The following is a 19,220-nucleotide window of genomic DNA, read 5'->3' as shown; positions in this document are numbered from 1 at the left end:
AAGAATTACCTGACACAAAAGGATATTATTTGAATTGCTTTTAAGCTTCCGATAAGATAAAAAACGAATACAGTACAATCTTTTACAAGAAAGGAGACTATACATGGATATTTTCAAAGAAGGATTAAATTTCGATATAGGTGGAATTTTATCTATTGCATTACCAATTGGATTAAAGATCCTATTATTAATTATTGCTTTTATTGTTTTTGTTCCAATTGGTAAAAAGGTTATTGAAAAATCTATACAAAGGGTAGGCAAACATGAAAAGCTATCACCAAGTCGTGTTAAAACATTAGAAAAATTACTAGTAAACGTATTTTCCTATGTGATGATATTCATTTTCATTGTTATGTTGTTTGCGGTCTTTGCCATACCTATCGCTCCACTTCTAGCTGGAGCTGGGATAGTTGGACTAGCAATAGGATTTGGTGCACAAGGTCTTGTAAGTGACATTGTTACAGGTTTTTTCATTTTATTGGAACGTCAAATGGAAATCGATGATTATGTCACTTCTGGTGGCTACGATGGAATTGTCGAGGAAGTTGGCTTAAGAACTACGAAAATCCGCAGTTTCGATGGTACACTTAATTTTGTACCTAATCGTCTGTTAGAAGGCGTTGCTAACCACTCACGCGGAAATATGCGTGCTTTAGTTGATATTGGTATTAGCTATGATGACAACATTGATGAAGCCATAACAGTTTTAGAACGGGTATGTGCTGAATTCCAAGAGGACGAACGCTTTAAGGATGGCCCGAATGCAATAGGGGTTCAAGGAATCGGAGCATCAGATATTGTACTACGTGTTGTCGGTCAAACTGAAAACGGCTTACAATGGGCGTGTGAACGCGCTATGCGCAAACAAATCAAATTAGCCTTTGATGAAGCTGGAATTGACATTCCATATCCGCATCAAGTGAATGTAGAAAAAGCATCTAAATAGGAGAAAACCCAGTTCAATTTTGAGCTGGGTTTTCTTTTCTTATTGAAGTTTTTGTTCAACCATCTGGCAGATTTCTTCCGCATTATAACCATCTGCGTTAATAACTGGTCCAGCAATACTAGCTGTAGACATTCCCATTACATTTTTATCCTGGCCTGAGATAACACAGCAGTCACATTGACCTGCATCCTCTTCAGAGTGCAGATCTACTACTTGGTGGCCCTTTTCCTTTAGTGCTTCTTTAACATCTGTAAGTGTTCCTTCAACGCCAATTCGCGCCATACCTATTACCTCCTCTACTACATTAGAAAATTACTCCTATGTAGTTTTTACAAAAAGTAAAAAGGTATACAATGAAAGCGGAAACATTTGGTAACGTATTTTAATTACTTTCTTTTTTAGGAAGTAATGTAATTAATACGAAGGCTATAACTGCTAAAATCAGCAATCCTAAATAAACGTAATGCAAACCAGATGTTAACGCATCTTCCAGTACGCTTTTGACCTGTTTAGAAAGATTCTGTTGTTGATTTGAAGATAATAACTGATTAGTTGCATCAACTGATACTTTATTTTCAATTCCGTTTGTAGTGATAAGTGTCTTAATTCGATTATTTAATATTCCACCGAGTAATGCAGCACCTATTGCACTACCTAGTGACCGCATAAACATATTAGCAGCAGTAGCAATTCCCCTTCTTTCCCAACTTACTGTATCTTGAATCGCTACAATAAATGAAGTGCTAGTCATTCCCATTCCGATACCAATAAAGAAGGAACCTATTCCAGCCCAAATTGGACCCATCTCAGGAGTTAACATAAAAAAGAAGATTGCGCCAATAATTAACGCGATTCCCCCAATTAAAGAAGTCTTTCGGTATCCGATGACTAAAAGCAGTCTACCAGCAATGACCGATGAGATTGGCCATCCAATCGACATCGTAGTCAATGTAAATCCTGCCACTGTTGCAGACTGATCCATAACTCCTTGAACAAATGCCGGTAAATAGCTTGATACCCCAATTAATATCATGCCTGTTAGTAACGTTGTGAGATTTGCTACACGTATCAATTTATCCTTCCAAATATCAAAGGGCATCATTGGAGCTTCAGCGCGTTTCTCATGAAATAGGAAGAAAATGAATCCGCCTACTGCAAGTAAAAGTAAACAAACCATAAATGGTGACCTCCACGGAATTCCTATTCCACCTTCAACCAATATAAACATCATAGAAACTACAGTAATTACTATTAAAATAGACCCACCAAAATCAATTGATCTCTCTTTTTTCTCAATACCTTCATGTAAGAAAAAAATAATTCCAAGCATGGCTAGAAGTCCAAGGGGAATATTCATCCAAAAGATATATCTCCAGCTTAATGAATCAACAAACAGACCACCCAAAAGTGGTCCCGATATGGCAGAAATACCCCACACACTAGCCAGATAGCCTTGTATTTTGGCTCTTTCATTTTTGTCATATATATCGCCAACGATTGTCGTCGCAATTGGCATTACTGCACCGGCCCCTAGACCCTGAATAAATCGCGATAGAATTAACATGAACATGGACGTACTTAGACCACAACATATGGAGCCAATTAAAAATATACTGACACCAATTACAAAGATTGGTTTTCTTCCAAAAATGTCAGATAGCCTTCCGAATACCAAAACCGTTGCTGCATTGGTTAATAAATATGCAGAGAAAACCCAACTATATAAAGAAAACCCACCCAAATCTGCTACAATACTAGGAATTGCTGTAGCAACTATGGTCCCCTCAATTGCAGCCAAAAACATACCTAACATGACCGATACCACTATTAGAGGACGCTTCAACTCTTTCTTATTATCCATCATTATATATCACTGCTTTTATTCAATTTATTAATAAGACCACCCTTGTCATCAATACAATGGCAAGGGTGGGATAGTCATTTTTCAGTTGTTTGTTTTTTTGTATAAATATCTCGGCTGACTTGTTTTAAAATTGTGCGTCTAGTCACTATTCCATCAAAGTAACCTTCCTGATTGGCTACACATACAAATGGATAATCAATGACTGCTTTTAATGCATCTAAAAACGTATCGTTTATTCCTAAAAATGGAATATCCGTATTCATTACTTCTTCTACACGCATAGTAGAAAGTTTTTCAAATTCAATACGTTCAAGCCCTAATATTTGATTCAATATGACAGTTTTACCAATCGTACCAACCAATTTGTACGATGAATCTAGAACAGGAACAGCAGAATACCCTGATTTCACCAAAACAAGCAGCGCATGTTCAAGTGGGTTATTTAACTGTACATGTGCTACCTTCTCAGAAGAAATTAATAAATCATCAACAATGATATCTGTTAATTGCTTATCTTTCAATGTGCTCATTAAAAACGCTCCTTTTTACTAGTCAAAAATGTTGGAGGGAGTTATTCCACATAAAAGGAGTAAATAATAACTATCTACATAATTAGCTTACCATAATTAGAAGTATAGAAACATAATTTTTTCACTTGGACAAGTAATTTATATTGAGCTAATACCTGTATATGATATAACATGAATTCATGGTTTACTTTCAATTTAATATAACAATTACCTATCACAATGGAACGGGGTCTTGACATGGAAATACACACATTTACAAGAAGAGAAGAAATTGCTCATGCTATCACCCATGGGATCGGTGCATTATTAAGTATAGTTGCTCTTGTACTACTAATTTTAGATGCATCTAGTAACGGTAATCCTTGGCATATCGTCTCAGTTACTGTATTTGGGTCGACCATGTTTTTTATGTATGTATGTTCCACAATTGTACACAGCCTTCCAGAGGGTAAATGGAAGGATATCTTTCAGATTTTTGACCATTCGTCCATTTATCTATTTATTGCTGGTTCATATACACCACTATTACTTGTTGCTATTCGTGGTGAAATTGGTTGGGTATTATTTAGTATTGTTTGGGGAGTTGCTTTACTTGGTGTGATATTTAAAGTGTTTTTTGTAAAAAAGTTTATCGTGATGTCAACATTATTGTATATCTTAATGGGATGGATCATTGTTTTTGCCTGGGAGCCTTTGATAAGAGCATTTAATGATACTGGCTTACTACTCTTACTAATTGGCGGTGTTTTTTACACTGTAGGTGCTGTTTTTTATGTTTGGCGTGGCTTTCCATATCACCATGCAGTATGGCACTTATTTGTGTTAGCTGGGTCGGTTTTTCACTTTTTTACAATTTTGTATTATGTGATTTAGAAAACAGTAAGCACCTATATACAGTCTGCTTTGCGGTCTAGCAAGTTCGTGATTCCGAGAACTTATACCGTGTGCTCTACGTTCTCTTGCTTACGCATTTCACCGCTAGCAAGCCCACTACGCTTTTCTGGATCCAGCTAGGGCTCCTAGAAGCTGCCGTCAAAAGCAAGGAACACTAAGAACGCTAAACCCGTGCGTTTTGCGGTTCCTTGCTCTTGCTTCCGCTTCTAACCAGTCGCTTTCGCTTTTCTATATTAAAAAGGGAATTTATTTAACCACTGGCCACCGTCCATCGTTACAACTTCTCCGTTTATGTATGCTGCCTTATCCGAAATCAGGAAATATGCTAGCTCTGCAATTTCTTCAGGTTTTCCTAATCGCTTTAATGGAACAGAATCGATTGTACGTTGCGCTGCTTTCTCTGATTCAAATAATTTTTCTGCACCACCAGTTCGTTCAATAGGTCCGGGTGCAATCGCATTTACGCGAATCCCATACTGCGTACCCCATTCTACTGCTAGTGTTCGCGTCATATTAAGTACCCCCGCTTTTGCGGCAGATGAGTAAATAATTCCTGCACCAGCGTTCCAAGCATAGGTTGCGTTTACTGCCAAAAGGTAAACAGATAATTTAGATAAGTATACCCTATTACGATTTATTTACATCTATTAATACGTCATGTTGAATGCCAAAATACATGATATAATGCTAGTATCAGTTTTAGAAAGGTTTGACCACATGAATAGAAGATCATTTTTAAAAAAATCATTTGGTAGTCTTTTAGCATTCCTCGGTTTAAGTGGTGGAACCTATTATTATGCTCGTGAAATTGAACCGGGTTTATTAGATATCCATCAAGAGATTATTTCTTCAGCTAAAGTTACACCTGAATTCAATAATTTTAAAATCATTCAGTTCTCTGATACACATATAGGTTTTCATTACTCGCTTGAACAATTAGAAAAATTAGCGCAAACCATTAACAATCAAAAACCCGACATAATTGTCTTCACGGGGGATTTAGTTGATGCTCCCAATGACTATAATTGGAACACTACATTGATTCGCATTTTAGGATCATTACATGCAAAGTACGGTAAATACTGGATATACGGGAACCATGACCATGGCGGGTATGGTACAAATATAGTAAAAAATGTAATGGATCAAGCTGGCTTTAACTTACTTCAAAATCAACATGCTACTATTAAAAAAGGACAAGAATCTTTTGTTGTAGCTGGAATTGATGATGTTATGCTAGGGGATCCAAATCTAGAAAAAACCTTAAATCAAACAGACCCTTCGCTATTCACACTATTACTTGCACATGAACCAGATTTTGCAGATAAAACGGTTAATTATCACGTGGATGTGCAGTTATCCGGTCATAGTCACGGTGGCCAGGTGCGTTTACCTATTATCGGGCATTTGTATACACCATTATATGCGCAAAAATACGTGAAGGGTAAATATCAACTGGATCATTTAACTCTATATGTTACAAAAGGTATAGGAACAACAAGATTACCGTATCGGTTTCTGTGTAAACCAGAAATATATGTGTATACATTACAAAGCAAATAGAAACAATCACATGTGTAACACTTTATCCATAGTTTTTTCAGTAGAAAAGTGCTACGCTAGATACGATTTTGTTAATATGGAGGGTACATATATGGTGAAAAAGGTTAAAATAGCTTTTCCGATATTAATGCTAGTTCTTATACTTACAGCTTGTGGCGAAGAATATGAAGGCAATATTACTTCTGAAGTACAAGATTTTGCTTTTACAAATCAGGATGGTGAGAAAGTAACTCAAAATAGTCTTGAAGGAAACTTCTGGGTAGCCGATTTTATATTTACAAATTGTGAAACAGTGTGTCCACCAATGACAGCAAACATGGCTAGACTACAAGAAAAATTAAAAGAAGCTGGACTTGAGGATGTTCAATTGATTTCATTTAGTATTGACCCTGAGCATGATACGAAAGCTGCATTAAAAGAATTTGGTCAAGCACGAGGAGCCTCCTTTGATAATTGGCATTTCCTGACGGGTTATGACTTTCAAACGATTAAAGAACTATCAATAAAGTCTTTTAAATCAGCATTAGAAAAAATTCCTGATTCTAATCAATTCATGCACGGTACTAGCTTTTACCTCGTATCCCCAGAAGGAACTGCTATTAATTATTATTCAGGAACTAAGGCAGCAGAAATGGATAAAATTGTAGAAGATATTAAAGAAATAAAGTAGTACATAAAGAAACTGGATTTTAATTCTAGTTTCTTTTTCTTTGCTTTCACTTATTGTAAATGGACAAGCTTTGCGATAGTATAGAATTGACATAATAAATCGAAAGGAGGAGGACAAACAATGAATCAAGCAAAACCAACTTCTGTAGCTGAGCTTGCGATGGCATTGTATACCATTAATAGACATGCAAAAACTGCTCCAGAGCCTAAACATCTATATTACATTAAAAAAGAAACAATTAAGAAGTTGTTGGCAGAAGATCAAGCAAAAAAGATTGGACTTCACTTTTCTGACCATCCGAAATTCAGTAATCAACACTCTACATTACTCGTAAAAGTGGATAACTACTATTTTCATATACCTCCAGAAAAAAATGACTTTAATCAGCTTGAACACCTAGGTACTTTGGATCAATCATACCGAAACCCTCAAACAAAAATGTCATTATCACAAGCAAAAAAAGTAGTTTATCAATACATTAACTTTACACCGAAACCCGAAAAAAAACCTAAAAACAAGAAATATACTTCTTCCTACTATACCCCTTCATCCTTAGGGAAAATGGAATGGCCACCAACAAAGCCTTATCGAAAATTTGAAACATAAGAAATGTACACCAGCAATCAGGCTGGAACTAGTTTAAACCGCAACCAGTAAACAGTTGCGGTTTTTTACACGTAAGGATGGTATATAAGTTTTAAAGAAACGCCGATATAAGAAAAACTTCGCCATTCGCTATTAATGACGAGAAACTAATGGTGAGTTTTTCTAATGTTTAGCTTTTATCATGAAAGGTACTAGTATAGTAAAAGGAGGCACCATCATGATAGAATTAAAAGATTTTGTCTATGAACTACACCGTTATGCGGATCAAACACATACGTTGAAAGATAAATATGAAAAGCTTTCCGAAACAGAAAAAGCTTTGATTTTAAAGCATGCACCGGTCAATCAACCGGCACCGGAGGAACATTATGCATTGGTATATCGTTGGTTAGAAAAGGTGCAATCAGAAGTTGGTATAGTTGAAAAAGAGGAACGCTAGGTAACTCAAAAACCCCGTCAAATAAAGTTGACGGGGTTTTACTATACATTCTTCATAAATACGGTTTGGAAAATAAAATGTAATAGCCGTACAATAACTAGAATACCACCAAAAACTGCCATACATAGTAACGTAATCTTTATAAGATATACATAGTCTGATTGAAAAAATAGGAACCCTATTAAAATTGTACAGATTAATATAATAAAGCTACACATAATGTAACTTAATATTCGATCTTGCTTTAACGTCACAAACCAATGTATCAGTGGTTTTATAGAAAGATAGCAAATTAATGTTCCGATCACAATCAATGTCATTAAGCCGTATGGGCTATTTTTCATGAAAGATAACGACCATACTATTTGTTCCATGATACTCCTCCCACCCTTTCAGTTACCTTTATTATCACCACAACTTGTAACCTCTAAACTTTTCGTTAATTTAATACCGGTAATTTGGTATAATGAGTACAATTGAAAAGTCTTCAAAGTGTTTGACAGAAGGAGGAATGTAGCCTTGAATAGTGCTTATCTATTTATTATGCTTGGCGCCGCACTTTGGGGAACCATTGGCTGGTTTGTTAAAAACCTGTACGACTTTGGATTCACCCCAATGGAAGTAGTAACTTTACGCGTATTAACAACGGCTTTCATCTTACTCTTCTACATACTGATAAAATCACCAAAAAAGTTAGCATTGCATTCTTTTAAAGATATTAAGTATTTCATTGGAACTGGAATTATAAGTATTATATTCTTCAATTATTGTTTGTTTACTGCAATTGAATTATCAACGATACCGTTTGCAACTGCATTGCTCTACACTGCACCATCATTTGTAACACTTCTTTCCTTCGTTTTATTTAAAGAAAAGCTAACGAGAGTTAAATTAGCTGCATTAGTAATTACGCTTCTTGGTACCTGTTTAATCGTTAGTCTCATACCTCTTAATACGCAAACCCTGCAGCTTAACAGCATTCTTTTTGGACTTGGATCTGGGATAGGTTATGCACTCTATAGTATTTTCTGCAAATACGCTTTGAAAAAATATACTAGTTTAAGCATTACCGTGTACACATTTATCATAGCAAGTATAGCCTTACTGCCCTTTTTTCCATACGAGACAAAATTTCACTTATTAATGAATCCTGCTGTTTTATTCTATTCATTTGGATTAGGTCTCTTACCTACAGCACTTGCATACATTATTTATACATATGGCTTACATCAAACAGAAGCCTCAAAGGCATCCATTCTTACGACGGTCGAGCCGTTGGTTGCAACCTTTATTGGTATCATTGTTTTCAATGAAGCTTTTTCCTATATACAAATGATTGGAATGACTTGTATTATCGGATCAATTATTTTAATTCAACTTTTCACAAAAAATAATACTAATTCTACATGGAAAAATGGAGTGATATAGTTTCTATCACTCCATTTTTTGCTCATACCTCGTTACTTCTTCACCTAATCATAAAAAGAAAATCGTCTTGGTTTTTTTTGTTCTTTTTTGGTCTGTTTATTTTCAAGCCGAATTTCAATTTGTGATAATTCTTTCTCATTTGATAACAATTCTTGCTTGTATTGTTTTACAAGATCTTCAAAGTTCTGAGTCTTGGGACGCATATCCTCACTCCTTTTACTATATTAGTATCATTATACCCTAATTTCTTTGAATGAATCGAAATTATTTGAACATTTTGTGAAGAAATAATCTTTTTTATATTTGGAGTATAAAAGCATAGTGGGAACCTCATTAAAATAATGTCATCTTTTAAATTGGGTATTAGGTTCGAATTTGGTGAAGAGTACATGCTGTTGTTAGTCTACATATAGTGTGGTGGTATTTACACAAAGGTTTTGGTCGGAGAACTTCTTACACAAAAAGTTAGATATACATTTTGCTGGGCGAACAGCTGAAAGGGATTATCCATAATTTATTTTAGCATCAGGATATATCCCAGACACAAAATTTTCTATACACATTGAATAGAGTTTGTTATTTTTGTTTTTTATTTACTTCTTTTCGTTGGATACTATCATATAAATTTAATAATTTATCAAGCTCTTGACTAATAATAATAGATTCTTGGCTTGTAAACCCTTTTTTAAAGGCAACCTTAGTCATTTCGTTACGCAGAAACTCAATTCTTCTTAGCAATTTGTCTATTGTACTCATCTCGGTTAAATGGTTACCTCCTCTTACACATAGCTGATATAACTTTAGCACGTACGTTTAGGTTTGCCAAGTTTTGTATAATAACTAGATACAGCTGTTGTTTATAATAAGGCAAAAGACTATAATATTTTCCATTAAAATGATACCTTTATTATAATGAATAGGTAGGTGATTAACTTGTATTTCAAAAGAAATGAAGCGTTTCGTTTTTCATTTGGCCAACCAATCCCTGGAAAACTGTGTGAATCAGCTAATATTACCCGTACATCAATTAATGTTTCCATATTAGATGTCAGTAAGAATGGCGCAAAAGTTTATTGTGAGGATAATATCCGGTTGGAAAGTGGCAGTCAAATTAAATTGTCATTTATGATTGATGATACATTATTTGATTCAACGGGCATAATAAGTTGGACGAAGCCTTCGAAAACATCTTATGAAATGGGAATACATTTAAATACGGACGAAGCCTATCACGCTACAATGATTCAGTCCCTTAAGAAACTAAAAAGAATGAAGTCATAACGGTTATTATATTCTAATATCCACTGCATAATATGTTACGATTATCGCAAAGGGTTTAAGTAAGGAAAGGATGTCCAAGTTGGTTAAGCATAAAAAGAAAAATGAATGGTTAGAGTGGGGAAAAGCAATATTTATAGCAATATTATTAGCATTTTTTCTGCGTACATTCGTGTTCGCAACCTCGATAGTTGAAGGTGAGAGCATGGTTCCTACTCTAGAAGATGGAGAACGTGTAATTTTCAACAAACTTATATATCTTGTTGACGAGCCAGAACGTGGGGATGTAGTGATTATCAAGCGGCCAATTAAAAACTATGTGAAACGGATTATCGGTTTACCTGGAGAAACAGTGAAATTCCAAGATCACCAATTATATATTAATGGTGAAAAATATGATGAGGCTTTTATTAGTAATGAAGCTTTAAATCATACGGGGAATTTTGGTCCAATAGAGGTTCCAGAAGACTCATTCTTCGTCATGGGGGATAACAGAGCAATCAGTAAGGACAGTAGAAATGGATTAGGTTTTATCAATGCAGACGATATTGTAGGCCGATCTGAGCTTGTCATTTATCCATTTGATGAATGGTCTATGATTAAATAAATACTAGGGTCAGACTTAAACAATGGTCTGGCCCTTTTCTATTATTTTTTGCTCCAGTTTTCATTGTGTTTCCTTGTTCCATGGCGATAAGTCATCTTACCGCGCACGATTTTTATTACTTTTCATTATCTAGGAAACAATACCCAACGTTTAGAGCAAGAATTGCAAAACAAATCACACCTAATGCTAGTTCCATTACAGTAATGCACCTCCCCATCTTGATATAAGTACGCCTATATTATGTACTAAATTAAACAATTAACACTTCCCTACTATCATACCAATTTACCAACCCTAAATAAAGCAAAAATATGTTAAAATGAAAAAGAAAAGCAACGATGACTAATCATCTATGAGAATTGAATGGCGGATATATTTACAGAATTGCCAATATTTTTTAGAACGGCGGTTATTCATAATGCCCGATATATCCCCCATCACTTCACTAAATAACGTTACACTTCAACACCTTAGACGAAAGAGGTGACAGTTTTGTTTCACTGTCCTTATTGTGGTACTAAAGTACAGGATAATGAATCCTATTGTATAAAATGTGGAAAACATTTGCCTGAAGATATGCATAACCGATTGAATGTTTCAAGAGGATCAAAAAAGTTTTGGTTTCTCCCATTGATAATTATTTTTCTTTTGACCTTATCCATTGGTGTTTTTTACTTATTTTTAGAAAATCAGACTGCACAAGCCAAGGAAATGTATTCTAATGGTGAGAAGAATGCTCAAAAAGGAAATTACGAGGTAGCGAAGAACCTTTTTGAGCAAGCATTAGAACAAAAAGAAAATTTCCCGCAAGCTTCAAATGCAATTGAACTTATGGATAAAGCTATCCTCATTCAATCTAAACTCGATGACGCAGCGAAACACCTTGCAAAGCAGGAATATCAGAAAGCACTTAGCCTTATCGTTGAAACGGAATCATCTCTAAAAAATTACAATGGGTCAGTTGTGAAAAAACTAGTTAATGAGATCGTTTTGACACGAAATACCGTTAAAGTAGAACAATTAAAAAGTCAGTTACTAAAAGAACCTAAGATGAACGAATTAAAAGTTTTACTTTGGGAAGCAGAATCCATTAAAAGTAACGAAGCTGAAAAAATTACAACCAATATTCGCAATCAAATAATAAACTATACTTACTCCAGGGCAAGTGAACAGCTGAAAAAACGTCATTTTTCTGATGCGCAGGCACTTGTTAGTGATGGGTTAATCTACGCTCCAGATTCTGAAAAGCTAGATAGCTTACAAACAGCAATAGATAGCGAAAGAATTGCATTTGAAACTGCCCAACAACGTCGTATTGAGACAGCAATTAGTACTGCTGAAAAAGAACGAAAACAAAACAAGAATGACGCTGTCGAATTAGCAAATGTTGAACTTCTTAATGACGAACAGGGAAAACTCGTTGTGAAGGGAAAAGTGAAAAGTATTGCAACCATACCAATCAATACCATATTAGTTGAGTATGATTTACTAACAAGGGAGGGCGAAAAATTTACATCAAATGAGGTTTATGTATTCCCAGATACACTTTATCCAAATGAGGCCGGTGAATTTGAATTCACCCACTTTGAAGTAAACAATAAAGCTAAAGAACTAAAGGTAGAAGTATCTAAAATTAAATGGTACACAGATAAATAATGTGCACAACTAATGGGGTGAACTTCCTTGAAGAAAAATAAATATATACCAACTGCCATTACTGTTATTATCGTTATTATTGGTGGAATCAGTATTTTTGCAATGTATAACCAGTGGTATGCAGTTGAAATATCCGTCAGTAATTCCGGTATAAATAAAATTAATAATTCACCTCAAACATTAAACCTTAAGTCAATCATTCATAAAGCTGAAAAAAATGTAATGCAGATTGAAGGTGTTAATGAAGAGACCACGGTCACTGGTTCTGGTTTTTTGTATAACGAAAAGGGAGATATCATTACGAATGCTCATGTTGTAAAGAATGCTGATGTCATTCATGTACGAACATCGAACGCACGAGTGTATCCTGCTGCAGTTGTCGGCATTAGTGAAGAAACAGACATTGCAGTAATTCGAGTTCCGCAAATGGCTAATCAGTCCCCCATTCAGATTGAGAAAGAAGTCAAAGCAGATATAGGCGATGAAGTAATAGCACTTGGAAGTCCCCATGGGTTTCAAAACACCGTTACACTTGGCATAATATCTGGGACTGAGCGAAACTTTTCGGTTGATGGATATGACTATGAAAATGTCTATCAAATTTCCGCACAGATTACGCATGGTAACAGTGGCGGACCGCTTATAAATAGAGCGACTGGCAAAGTTATTGGCATAAATTCAGTTGGTACTAAGGATGGGACGATTGGTTTTAGTATTCCACTAGCAAATGTAATCGATCAAATTGAGCAATGGTCTAATGAAGCACAAACGGATAACTTAGACTTTTCAACTCCGTCAGAGATTATAAACAATATTGATGAAGCTGCATACAAAGAAGATGCGGAGTATTTAATCGATTATTTTCTTGATAGCATTTTGATTCGAGATTACATTAGTGCCTACACTATTTTAGGTAGTGAAATGCAGGGGAAAACCTCCTATTCTGCTTTTCGAGAACAATATATTCATGTTGTAAACTTAAATTTCAATGAATTCACAACCAGTTTAACAGGTAATGGTCAAGTGGAAACAACTGTAAAAGTGAATTATTCTGTCAAACAGCCTAATGAAGAAAAGGTATCTAAAGCAACTATTAAATTTAACTTTACAGTCGGATATGAAAATGACCAGTTGAAAATACTCAACATATCACAGGTTGAGAAATAAACTAAAACCCTAACCATAATTTTATTGGTTAGGGTTTTTACGTAACACTATCTACTAAAGGTATTTTGGCTGTTGATCCATTACAAATTCCCTATCCATATTCCTAGATAATGTGCTTCTATCCCTATTTATTACGAAAACTGATTAAAACGTCCATACATTTCGTCTAAGTTTACATATAGTATAACTGTAAACGTCTAGGAGGTGAAGTAGTATGTCATATGGATATGGTGGATGTGGCGGTTATGGAAACCAAGTACAAGGAGCTCATAATAACGGGAGTTCATTCGCGTTAATTGTTGTTCTTTTTATACTTCTAATCATTGTAGGTACAGCTTTTTACTGCTAATTTATCTCAGGTTGCTTGTGCTATTTCACATTAGCACAAGCAATAATTTTTATTACAAGATCAAATAAAAAAATCCTTCTTGGTAACCAAAATAAATATTTCCACTAAGTTATACATAATAACTGCAATCATGCCAAACCAATATATTAAAAAGCAAAAATCAACTTAAATCCAGCTGGTTTTTGCTTTTTCTTTTTATTGCACTTGAAAGAATTTAGTTAATTGTGCTGCTGGTAATGGTTTGCTGAAATAAAACCCCTGTACCTCATCACATTTTTCACTCTCTAGAAAAGAAAGCTGTTCGATTGTTTCCACGCCTTCTGCAATAACCTTCATGTTTAAAGAATGGGACATGTGAATAATTGATTTCACAATAGCTTGATTTTGTTTTTGGTTATCATCCATAAACATTTTATCAATTTTTAATTTTGTGACCGGAAATATACTTAAATACCTTAATGAGGAATACCCGGTACCAAAATCATCAATGGAAACCAATACTCCTAATTTCCGTAGTCGTTTCATGGTATTAATAATATATTTTTCATTACTCATCGCCATACTCTCAGTGATTTCAAGTTCCAAGTAACTTGGAGATAATCCCGTTTGGTTAAGTATGTTCTCAATATTCTCTACTAATCCCTTTTGGTTAAACTGCTTTGCAGATAAATTAACACCCACAATGACAGGTTCATATCCCTTATCCTGCCATGCTTTATTTTGTTTACAAGCTTCTTTTAAAACCCATTCTCCAATATCAATAATCAGCCCGGTCTTTTCCGCCAGTGAAATAAATTCATCTGGAGGAATATAGCCATTTACCGGATGGTTCCAGCGTAACAAAGCCTCTATGCCCACAATCTTGCCTGACCCTAAATCTTTTTGCGGCTGGTAATGCAGCTCAAATTGCCCATATGCTAATGCTTTTCTGAGTTCACTTTCCATTGTTAACATATTTTTAAAACTTTCGGAAATGGATGATTCAAATAATTTATAACTATTTCGATGACGTTCCTTGGTAACATACATCGCCGAATCAGCATGCTTAATTAAGTCATTTTCTGTTAAGCCATTTTCCGGAAAAACGCTAATACCAATACTTATGGAAATAAAAAGTTCGTAGCCATCAATTTTTATTGGTTTTTCAAATTCAGAAATTAATGCTTTCGCAAGTTTAATAGCATCATCTGTGTCTTTTGTATGTTTTTGTAGAATTAAGAATTCATCTCCACTCATACGAGCGATAAATGTATCAGTCTGTAGAAATGACTTCAACTTTTCCCCACAAGCTTTCAATAATTGATCACCGAATGCGTAGCCAAGCGTGTCGTTAATTTCCTTGAAATAATCCAAATCAATAAAATAAACAGCTAGCATCTCATTCGCTTCTTTTGCAGCCATGACAGCTTCCTTCAGAACTTTCACAAAAAAGTTTCTGTTCGGCAAATCTGTCAATTCATCATAAAAAGCCATGAACTCTATTCGCCGTTCATTTTCAATTCGCTCTGTAATGTCTTTAATAATCGCCACACGAATGATAGCGCCAAAATTATTATAGGGCTGTTCAATCATCTCAATATGAATTGTACTTCCGTTTTGCTTCTTTCCTGTGTAGACCTGTGATTCCTCAGAACTTCTGTAAATAAGTTGATCTAATCCATAACCCCTGTATTCTTGAACGAGCTCTGACAGGTTCTTTTTTGTTATACTTTCTTTTGCATATCCAAACATATTGGCAAAAGTTTGATCGCAATCTAGAATTCGATCCTCGTTATACATCACCATTCCTTCTTCACTCGCGTGTGTCAACTGATTGATGTAGGTTTTGACCTCTTCCGTTTTATCTTGTATAGACAAATCACTCATTATTAAACAATACAAAGAATCATCGATGCGAACCGACTTTACTTCAATTAACTTTCCGTCTTCTTTCTTTAGTTCCATTAGTAAATGTTTTTCTGTATCTTCCATTAATAAATCAAAATCCAAGTAACGAAAAATTGATAAATCATCTTTATCGCTAATAGTAAGTAATGAAAAAGCAGCATTATTACCTTTAACGATATTTCCTAGATCATCAACAAACAGTATTGCATCTTTTAAATGTATAAAAACGCCATCATGGATCGGAAATTCTATTTTCTCTTTAGACATACGATTCTCCTCCAAAGACTCCCGTTTCATTACCCAATTATCATTTTTTCTTTCGGGTAATGGAACTTCCCGCTTGATTTATTATTTTTAAACATGAACAAGAATGTGATTATCCCTACTCGTCCAATAAACATTAGCATCATTAATATAAATTTGCTTAGTGTTGAAAGCTCACTGGTAATCCCAAGCGACAGACCGACCGTACCAAACGCGGAGGTGACTTCAAATAATATTTCTGATAATGAATAAGGCTCCATAATTGATATGACAAGAATGGAACTAAATACAAATGCAATTGCCATTAATGATACAGTAACCGCTTTTAATAAATCATCCTGATGCACTTCTCTTTTAAATATACGAATACTTGCACCCCCACGGGCATACGTGAAGATAAATATTAATACTAATGCAAAAGTGGTTGTTCGAATTCCACCACCAGCACTACTAGGTGATGCTCCGATAAACATTAGAAATGACATAAACAAATGATTTTGTTCTGTTAATTGGCTAACATCCATTGTTGCCAAACCACCACTTCTAGTTGTTACAGATTGAAACAAGGAGTAAAATACGACCTCATGCCATGACTTATCTGCAAAAAAGTTACCAGCATCTAAGAGAGCAATGACTATGGCGCCCGCTCCAATTAAAGCAAAAAATGTAAATGTGGTTACCTTAGTAAATAGTGAGAAACGTAAACCTTTACGAACTTCTTCTTTCGCAAACATGTATTCCTTCACTTCAATTAACACTGGAAAACCAATCGCCCCAAAAATGATCAACAACATATGAATGAATTGAACGAAATAATCATCTTTAAACATGATTAGGGAGCTACCAGTTATATCAAATCCACCATTAGTCGTAGCACTTATTGAACCAAAAAAACCATTTAAATATGCTTCACCAATGGTAGGAAAATATTGAATGTAATATGTACCTAAAATTATAAAACCAATGAACTCAATTGTTAAAACAACGAACATAATTTGTTTGATCAGTCGAACCATCCCTGCAAATGAAGTCTGATTTTGATCTGTCATAATTAAGCGACGTTCTTTCAGACCAATTTTCTTACCAAGTATGATCCAAATAAAAGTACCCATTGCCATAACTCCGACCGCACCAAATTGCAAGATAAAGGTTAACAAAAAATAGCCGAATGTGTTAAATGTTTCAGATATACTGATCGGTGATAATCCTGTTACGCTTATTGCACTTACTGCAATAAATAATATATCGATTAATGATGCGTCTACCCCTTCTTCATGTGCAAAAGGTAACGCCAAAATAGCTGTTGAAACAACTACTGCTACACAATAGAAAAACAGGATCAACTGCACTGGTGATAGCTTATTTAACCATTCAAATTTAACTATATTTAAAAACATAAAGCGACTCCTTATTACCTTCATTTAATATATCGGTTAGATGGAACAAAACTTAAACTCATTATAGCAGGCATATAAGAGATTTGCTTGTATAATCGACAATTATTTCTCTAGATAGTATTTTTGTTAGTTAATAGGGTGAAATTTAGCGGATATCCCAGTGCAACATAACAGGGTTAGTATACAGTCTACTAACCCTGTTCAATCATTTCTTTAAACTTTTTGTATAGCGATTCACCTTGGTAGCCCTCTTCAATTAGCTTCTTTAACATGTCTTTAACAATACCTTTTCGTTGGTCAACAATTGTACCCATAAAGATCACATTAATCCGGTCACCAATTTCGTTGATTGATAAAATAGAAGTAATAAACGTTGCTGGTGTATTTGTTTCTTTAGTAATCTTTACTTGGAGCACAACGGTGTCATCCTCTTCCTTGAGATTATGAAAAACTTCAACATTATCTTTCTCCATGAAGGCTTCGATAATCCAGCGATTCTGCTCATCTTCCCGGTTAATAACGAGACCATCCAGTAAAGGAATTTCATGCAGGACAATGTCATGATCTTCATTTTCTACAATTTCTAAAGAACTTAATTTAAATGTTTTCATTTATCCACCCCCAGACACATCACATACTTTATCCGCCTATATAGCTCATTTCAATTTTCCTGCGACTTGATTTTTTCGACTCCATCCGTTCATCAGAATAGCGATCAGTTCGTTTATTCCAAATGGAACTCAAATTGGTTCCTAACTCATCTTCTGATAAACCTGTACGCAAGTCCTGCCGTAGATTGTATCCATCAGAGGCAAATAAACAGGTGTAAAGCTTACCATCCGCTGATAATCGAATCCTCGTACAGGTATTACAAAATGAATCCGTCACTGATGAAATGACTCCAATTTCTCCTGCTCCATCCTCATATTTGTATCTTGATGCTACCTCGCCATGATAATTCGGATCAGATGGGACAATCGGTAATTCTTCTTTGATTATATCAATAATTTGTTTTTTTGAAATCACATTATTTAGATCCCACCCGTTATGGTTTCCAACGTCCATAAATTCAATATATCGCAAAATAACACCACTACCTTTAAAATATCTGGCCATCGGCAAAATTTGATCCTCATTCATTCCTTTTTTTACAACCATATTTATTTTAACTTGTAACCCAGCTTTTTGCGCAGCTTCAATCCCCTTTAATACAGGAAGTGTTACAACACCTCTACCATTTGTCTGCTTAAAGACGTCATCTTCAATTGCATCTAAACTAATATTCACCCGTTCTAATCCAGCTTCTTTTAATTTTTGTGCTTTCTTCGGCAAAAATACTCCATTTGTTGTTAATGCAATGTCGTTAATACCAGGTATAATTGTTAACGTTGAAATGAGTTCGTTTAAGTTTTTACGTAGTAGCGGCTCACCACCAGTAATACGAATCTTTTCAACGCCAAGTTTCGCAAATTGTTCGGCGACACGTGTAATCTCATCAAAACTTAATAATTCACTTTCAGGGAGAAAAACATAGTCATCGCCGAAAATCTCTTTTGGCATGCAATAGGTACACCGGAAATTACATTTATCTATTACCGATATTCGAAGATCCTTAAGTTGTCTTCCAAGATGATCTGTAATTGGGGTGATTACTTGATTCACTCTCACTCAGCTC

General features: G+C 35.0%; 22 protein-coding genes and 1 pseudogene. 12 read left to right on the top strand and 11 right to left on the bottom strand.

Annotation, left to right across the window (positions count from 1 at the left end; all coding sequences use genetic code 11):
* Positions 1-103: 103 nt before the first annotated feature.
* Positions 104-946, top strand: coding sequence for a mechanosensitive ion channel family protein (locus AC3G7N_RS02840; RefSeq protein WP_489420633.1), 843 nt, complete (start codon positions 104-106; stop codon positions 944-946).
* A gap of 39 nt (positions 947-985) precedes the next feature.
* Here AC3G7N_RS02840 and AC3G7N_RS02835 read toward each other — a convergent pair whose 3' ends face one another.
* The 3 genes from AC3G7N_RS02835 to cbpB form a co-directional block, all read right to left on the bottom strand.
* A complete protein-coding gene (locus AC3G7N_RS02835) occupies positions 986-1,228 on the bottom strand; it encodes a YkuS family protein (protein WP_489420632.1) in 243 nt (80 codons plus the stop codon).
* Between the two features lie 100 nt (positions 1,229-1,328).
* Positions 1,329-2,807: an MDR family MFS transporter gene (locus tag AC3G7N_RS02830; RefSeq protein ID WP_489420843.1), complete on the bottom strand. Its 1,479-nt coding sequence runs from the start codon at positions 2,805-2,807 to the stop codon at positions 1,329-1,331.
* A 77-nt stretch (positions 2,808-2,884) separates the two neighbouring features.
* A complete protein-coding gene (cbpB, locus tag AC3G7N_RS02825; RefSeq protein ID WP_489420631.1) occupies positions 2,885-3,340 on the bottom strand; it encodes a cyclic-di-AMP-binding protein CbpB in 456 nt (151 codons plus the stop codon).
* 237 nt (positions 3,341-3,577) lie between these two features.
* Here cbpB and trhA point away from each other — a divergent pair, with 237 nt between their 5' ends.
* Positions 3,578-4,213 carry a PAQR family membrane homeostasis protein TrhA gene (trhA, locus tag AC3G7N_RS02820; RefSeq protein ID WP_489420630.1) on the top strand — a complete coding sequence of 212 codons (636 nt, stop codon included), beginning with the start codon at positions 3,578-3,580 and terminating at the stop codon, positions 4,211-4,213.
* 254 nt (positions 4,214-4,467) lie between these two features.
* On the opposite strand, the pseudogene AC3G7N_RS02815 reads toward trhA, so the two are convergent.
* A pseudogene (locus AC3G7N_RS02815) lies at positions 4,468-4,815 on the bottom strand (SDR family oxidoreductase); the annotation flags it as partial.
* A 136-nt stretch (positions 4,816-4,951) separates the two neighbouring features.
* On the opposite strand from AC3G7N_RS02815, the gene AC3G7N_RS02810 reads away from it, so the two are divergent.
* From AC3G7N_RS02810 to AC3G7N_RS02795, 4 genes are all read left to right on the top strand, one after another.
* Complete coding sequence (locus AC3G7N_RS02810; protein WP_489420629.1) at positions 4,952-5,797, top strand: metallophosphoesterase; 846 nt, start codon at positions 4,952-4,954, stop codon at positions 5,795-5,797.
* 91 nt (positions 5,798-5,888) lie between these two features.
* Positions 5,889-6,467 (top strand): SCO family protein, encoded by a 579-nt coding sequence (locus AC3G7N_RS02805; protein ID WP_489420628.1) that lies wholly within the window; start codon positions 5,889-5,891, stop codon positions 6,465-6,467.
* A 120-nt stretch (positions 6,468-6,587) separates the two neighbouring features.
* Positions 6,588-7,073, top strand: a complete 486-nt coding sequence (locus AC3G7N_RS02800) for a YkyB family protein (RefSeq protein WP_489420627.1) — start codon at positions 6,588-6,590, stop codon at positions 7,071-7,073.
* Between the two features lie 217 nt (positions 7,074-7,290).
* Positions 7,291-7,512 carry a hypothetical protein gene (locus tag AC3G7N_RS02795; protein ID WP_489420626.1) on the top strand — a complete coding sequence of 74 codons (222 nt, stop codon included), beginning with the start codon at positions 7,291-7,293 and terminating at the stop codon, positions 7,510-7,512.
* Between the two features lie 41 nt (positions 7,513-7,553).
* On the opposite strand, the gene AC3G7N_RS02790 is transcribed toward AC3G7N_RS02795, so the two are convergent.
* A complete protein-coding gene (locus tag AC3G7N_RS02790) occupies positions 7,554-7,886 on the bottom strand; it encodes a hypothetical protein (RefSeq protein ID WP_489420625.1) in 333 nt (110 codons plus the stop codon).
* Between the two features lie 145 nt (positions 7,887-8,031).
* Between AC3G7N_RS02790 and AC3G7N_RS02785 the strand changes: the two genes are divergently transcribed.
* Positions 8,032-8,940, top strand: a complete 909-nt coding sequence (locus tag AC3G7N_RS02785) for a DMT family transporter (RefSeq protein WP_489420624.1) — start codon at positions 8,032-8,034, stop codon at positions 8,938-8,940.
* Positions 8,941-8,984: 44 nt separating this feature from the next.
* On the opposite strand, the gene AC3G7N_RS02780 is transcribed toward AC3G7N_RS02785, so the two are convergent.
* Together AC3G7N_RS02780 and AC3G7N_RS02775 are read right to left on the bottom strand one after the other, a co-directional pair.
* A complete protein-coding gene (locus tag AC3G7N_RS02780; protein WP_489420623.1) occupies positions 8,985-9,143 on the bottom strand; it encodes an FbpB family small basic protein in 159 nt (52 codons plus the stop codon).
* A 373-nt stretch (positions 9,144-9,516) separates the two neighbouring features.
* On the bottom strand, positions 9,517-9,696 hold the full coding sequence (locus tag AC3G7N_RS02775; RefSeq protein ID WP_489420622.1) for a Spo0E family sporulation regulatory protein-aspartic acid phosphatase: 180 nt from the start codon (positions 9,694-9,696) through the stop codon (positions 9,517-9,519).
* A gap of 177 nt (positions 9,697-9,873) precedes the next feature.
* Between AC3G7N_RS02775 and AC3G7N_RS02770 the strand changes: the two genes are divergently transcribed.
* From AC3G7N_RS02770 to AC3G7N_RS02750, 5 genes are all read left to right on the top strand, one after another.
* On the top strand, positions 9,874-10,221 hold the full coding sequence (locus AC3G7N_RS02770; RefSeq protein WP_489420621.1) for a PilZ domain-containing protein: 348 nt from the start codon (positions 9,874-9,876) through the stop codon (positions 10,219-10,221).
* A 70-nt stretch (positions 10,222-10,291) separates the two neighbouring features.
* Entirely contained in the window at positions 10,292-10,825 is a 534-nt protein-coding gene (gene lepB / locus AC3G7N_RS02765; RefSeq protein ID WP_489420620.1) for a signal peptidase I, read from the top strand.
* Between the two features lie 483 nt (positions 10,826-11,308).
* Positions 11,309-12,481, top strand: coding sequence for a zinc ribbon domain-containing protein (locus tag AC3G7N_RS02760; protein ID WP_489420619.1), 1,173 nt, complete (start codon positions 11,309-11,311; stop codon positions 12,479-12,481).
* A gap of 27 nt (positions 12,482-12,508) precedes the next feature.
* A complete protein-coding gene (locus AC3G7N_RS02755; protein ID WP_489420618.1) occupies positions 12,509-13,648 on the top strand; it encodes a S1C family serine protease in 1,140 nt (379 codons plus the stop codon).
* A 214-nt stretch (positions 13,649-13,862) separates the two neighbouring features.
* The gene (locus tag AC3G7N_RS02750) at positions 13,863-13,997 is read left to right on the top strand and encodes a YjcZ family sporulation protein (protein WP_489420617.1); all 135 of its coding nucleotides are present in this window, start codon (positions 13,863-13,865) and stop codon (positions 13,995-13,997) included.
* Positions 13,998-14,192: 195 nt separating this feature from the next.
* On the opposite strand, the gene AC3G7N_RS02745 is transcribed toward AC3G7N_RS02750, so the two are convergent.
* The 4 genes from AC3G7N_RS02745 to moaA all read right to left on the bottom strand — a co-directional run bounded on the left by AC3G7N_RS02745 (position 14,193) and on the right by moaA (position 19,207).
* The gene (locus AC3G7N_RS02745) at positions 14,193-16,151 is read right to left on the bottom strand and encodes an EAL domain-containing protein (RefSeq protein ID WP_489420616.1); all 1,959 of its coding nucleotides are present in this window, start codon (positions 16,149-16,151) and stop codon (positions 14,193-14,195) included.
* A gap of 29 nt (positions 16,152-16,180) precedes the next feature.
* Complete coding sequence (locus AC3G7N_RS02740; protein ID WP_489420615.1) at positions 16,181-17,545, bottom strand: TrkH family potassium uptake protein; 1,365 nt, start codon at positions 17,543-17,545, stop codon at positions 16,181-16,183.
* 191 nt (positions 17,546-17,736) lie between these two features.
* Positions 17,737-18,156, bottom strand: a complete 420-nt coding sequence (locus AC3G7N_RS02735; RefSeq protein ID WP_489420614.1) for a YwpF family protein — start codon at positions 18,154-18,156, stop codon at positions 17,737-17,739.
* A gap of 28 nt (positions 18,157-18,184) precedes the next feature.
* On the bottom strand, positions 18,185-19,207 hold the full coding sequence (gene moaA / locus AC3G7N_RS02730) for a GTP 3',8-cyclase MoaA (protein ID WP_489420613.1): 1,023 nt from the start codon (positions 19,205-19,207) through the stop codon (positions 18,185-18,187).
* Between the last annotated feature and the right edge of the window lie 13 nt (positions 19,208-19,220).

It is taken from the genome of Virgibacillus carmonensis (genome assembly GCF_057836705.1).
The sequence above is the reverse complement of the archived record's forward strand: the minus strand, read 5'-3'. Positions and strand labels throughout refer to the sequence as shown.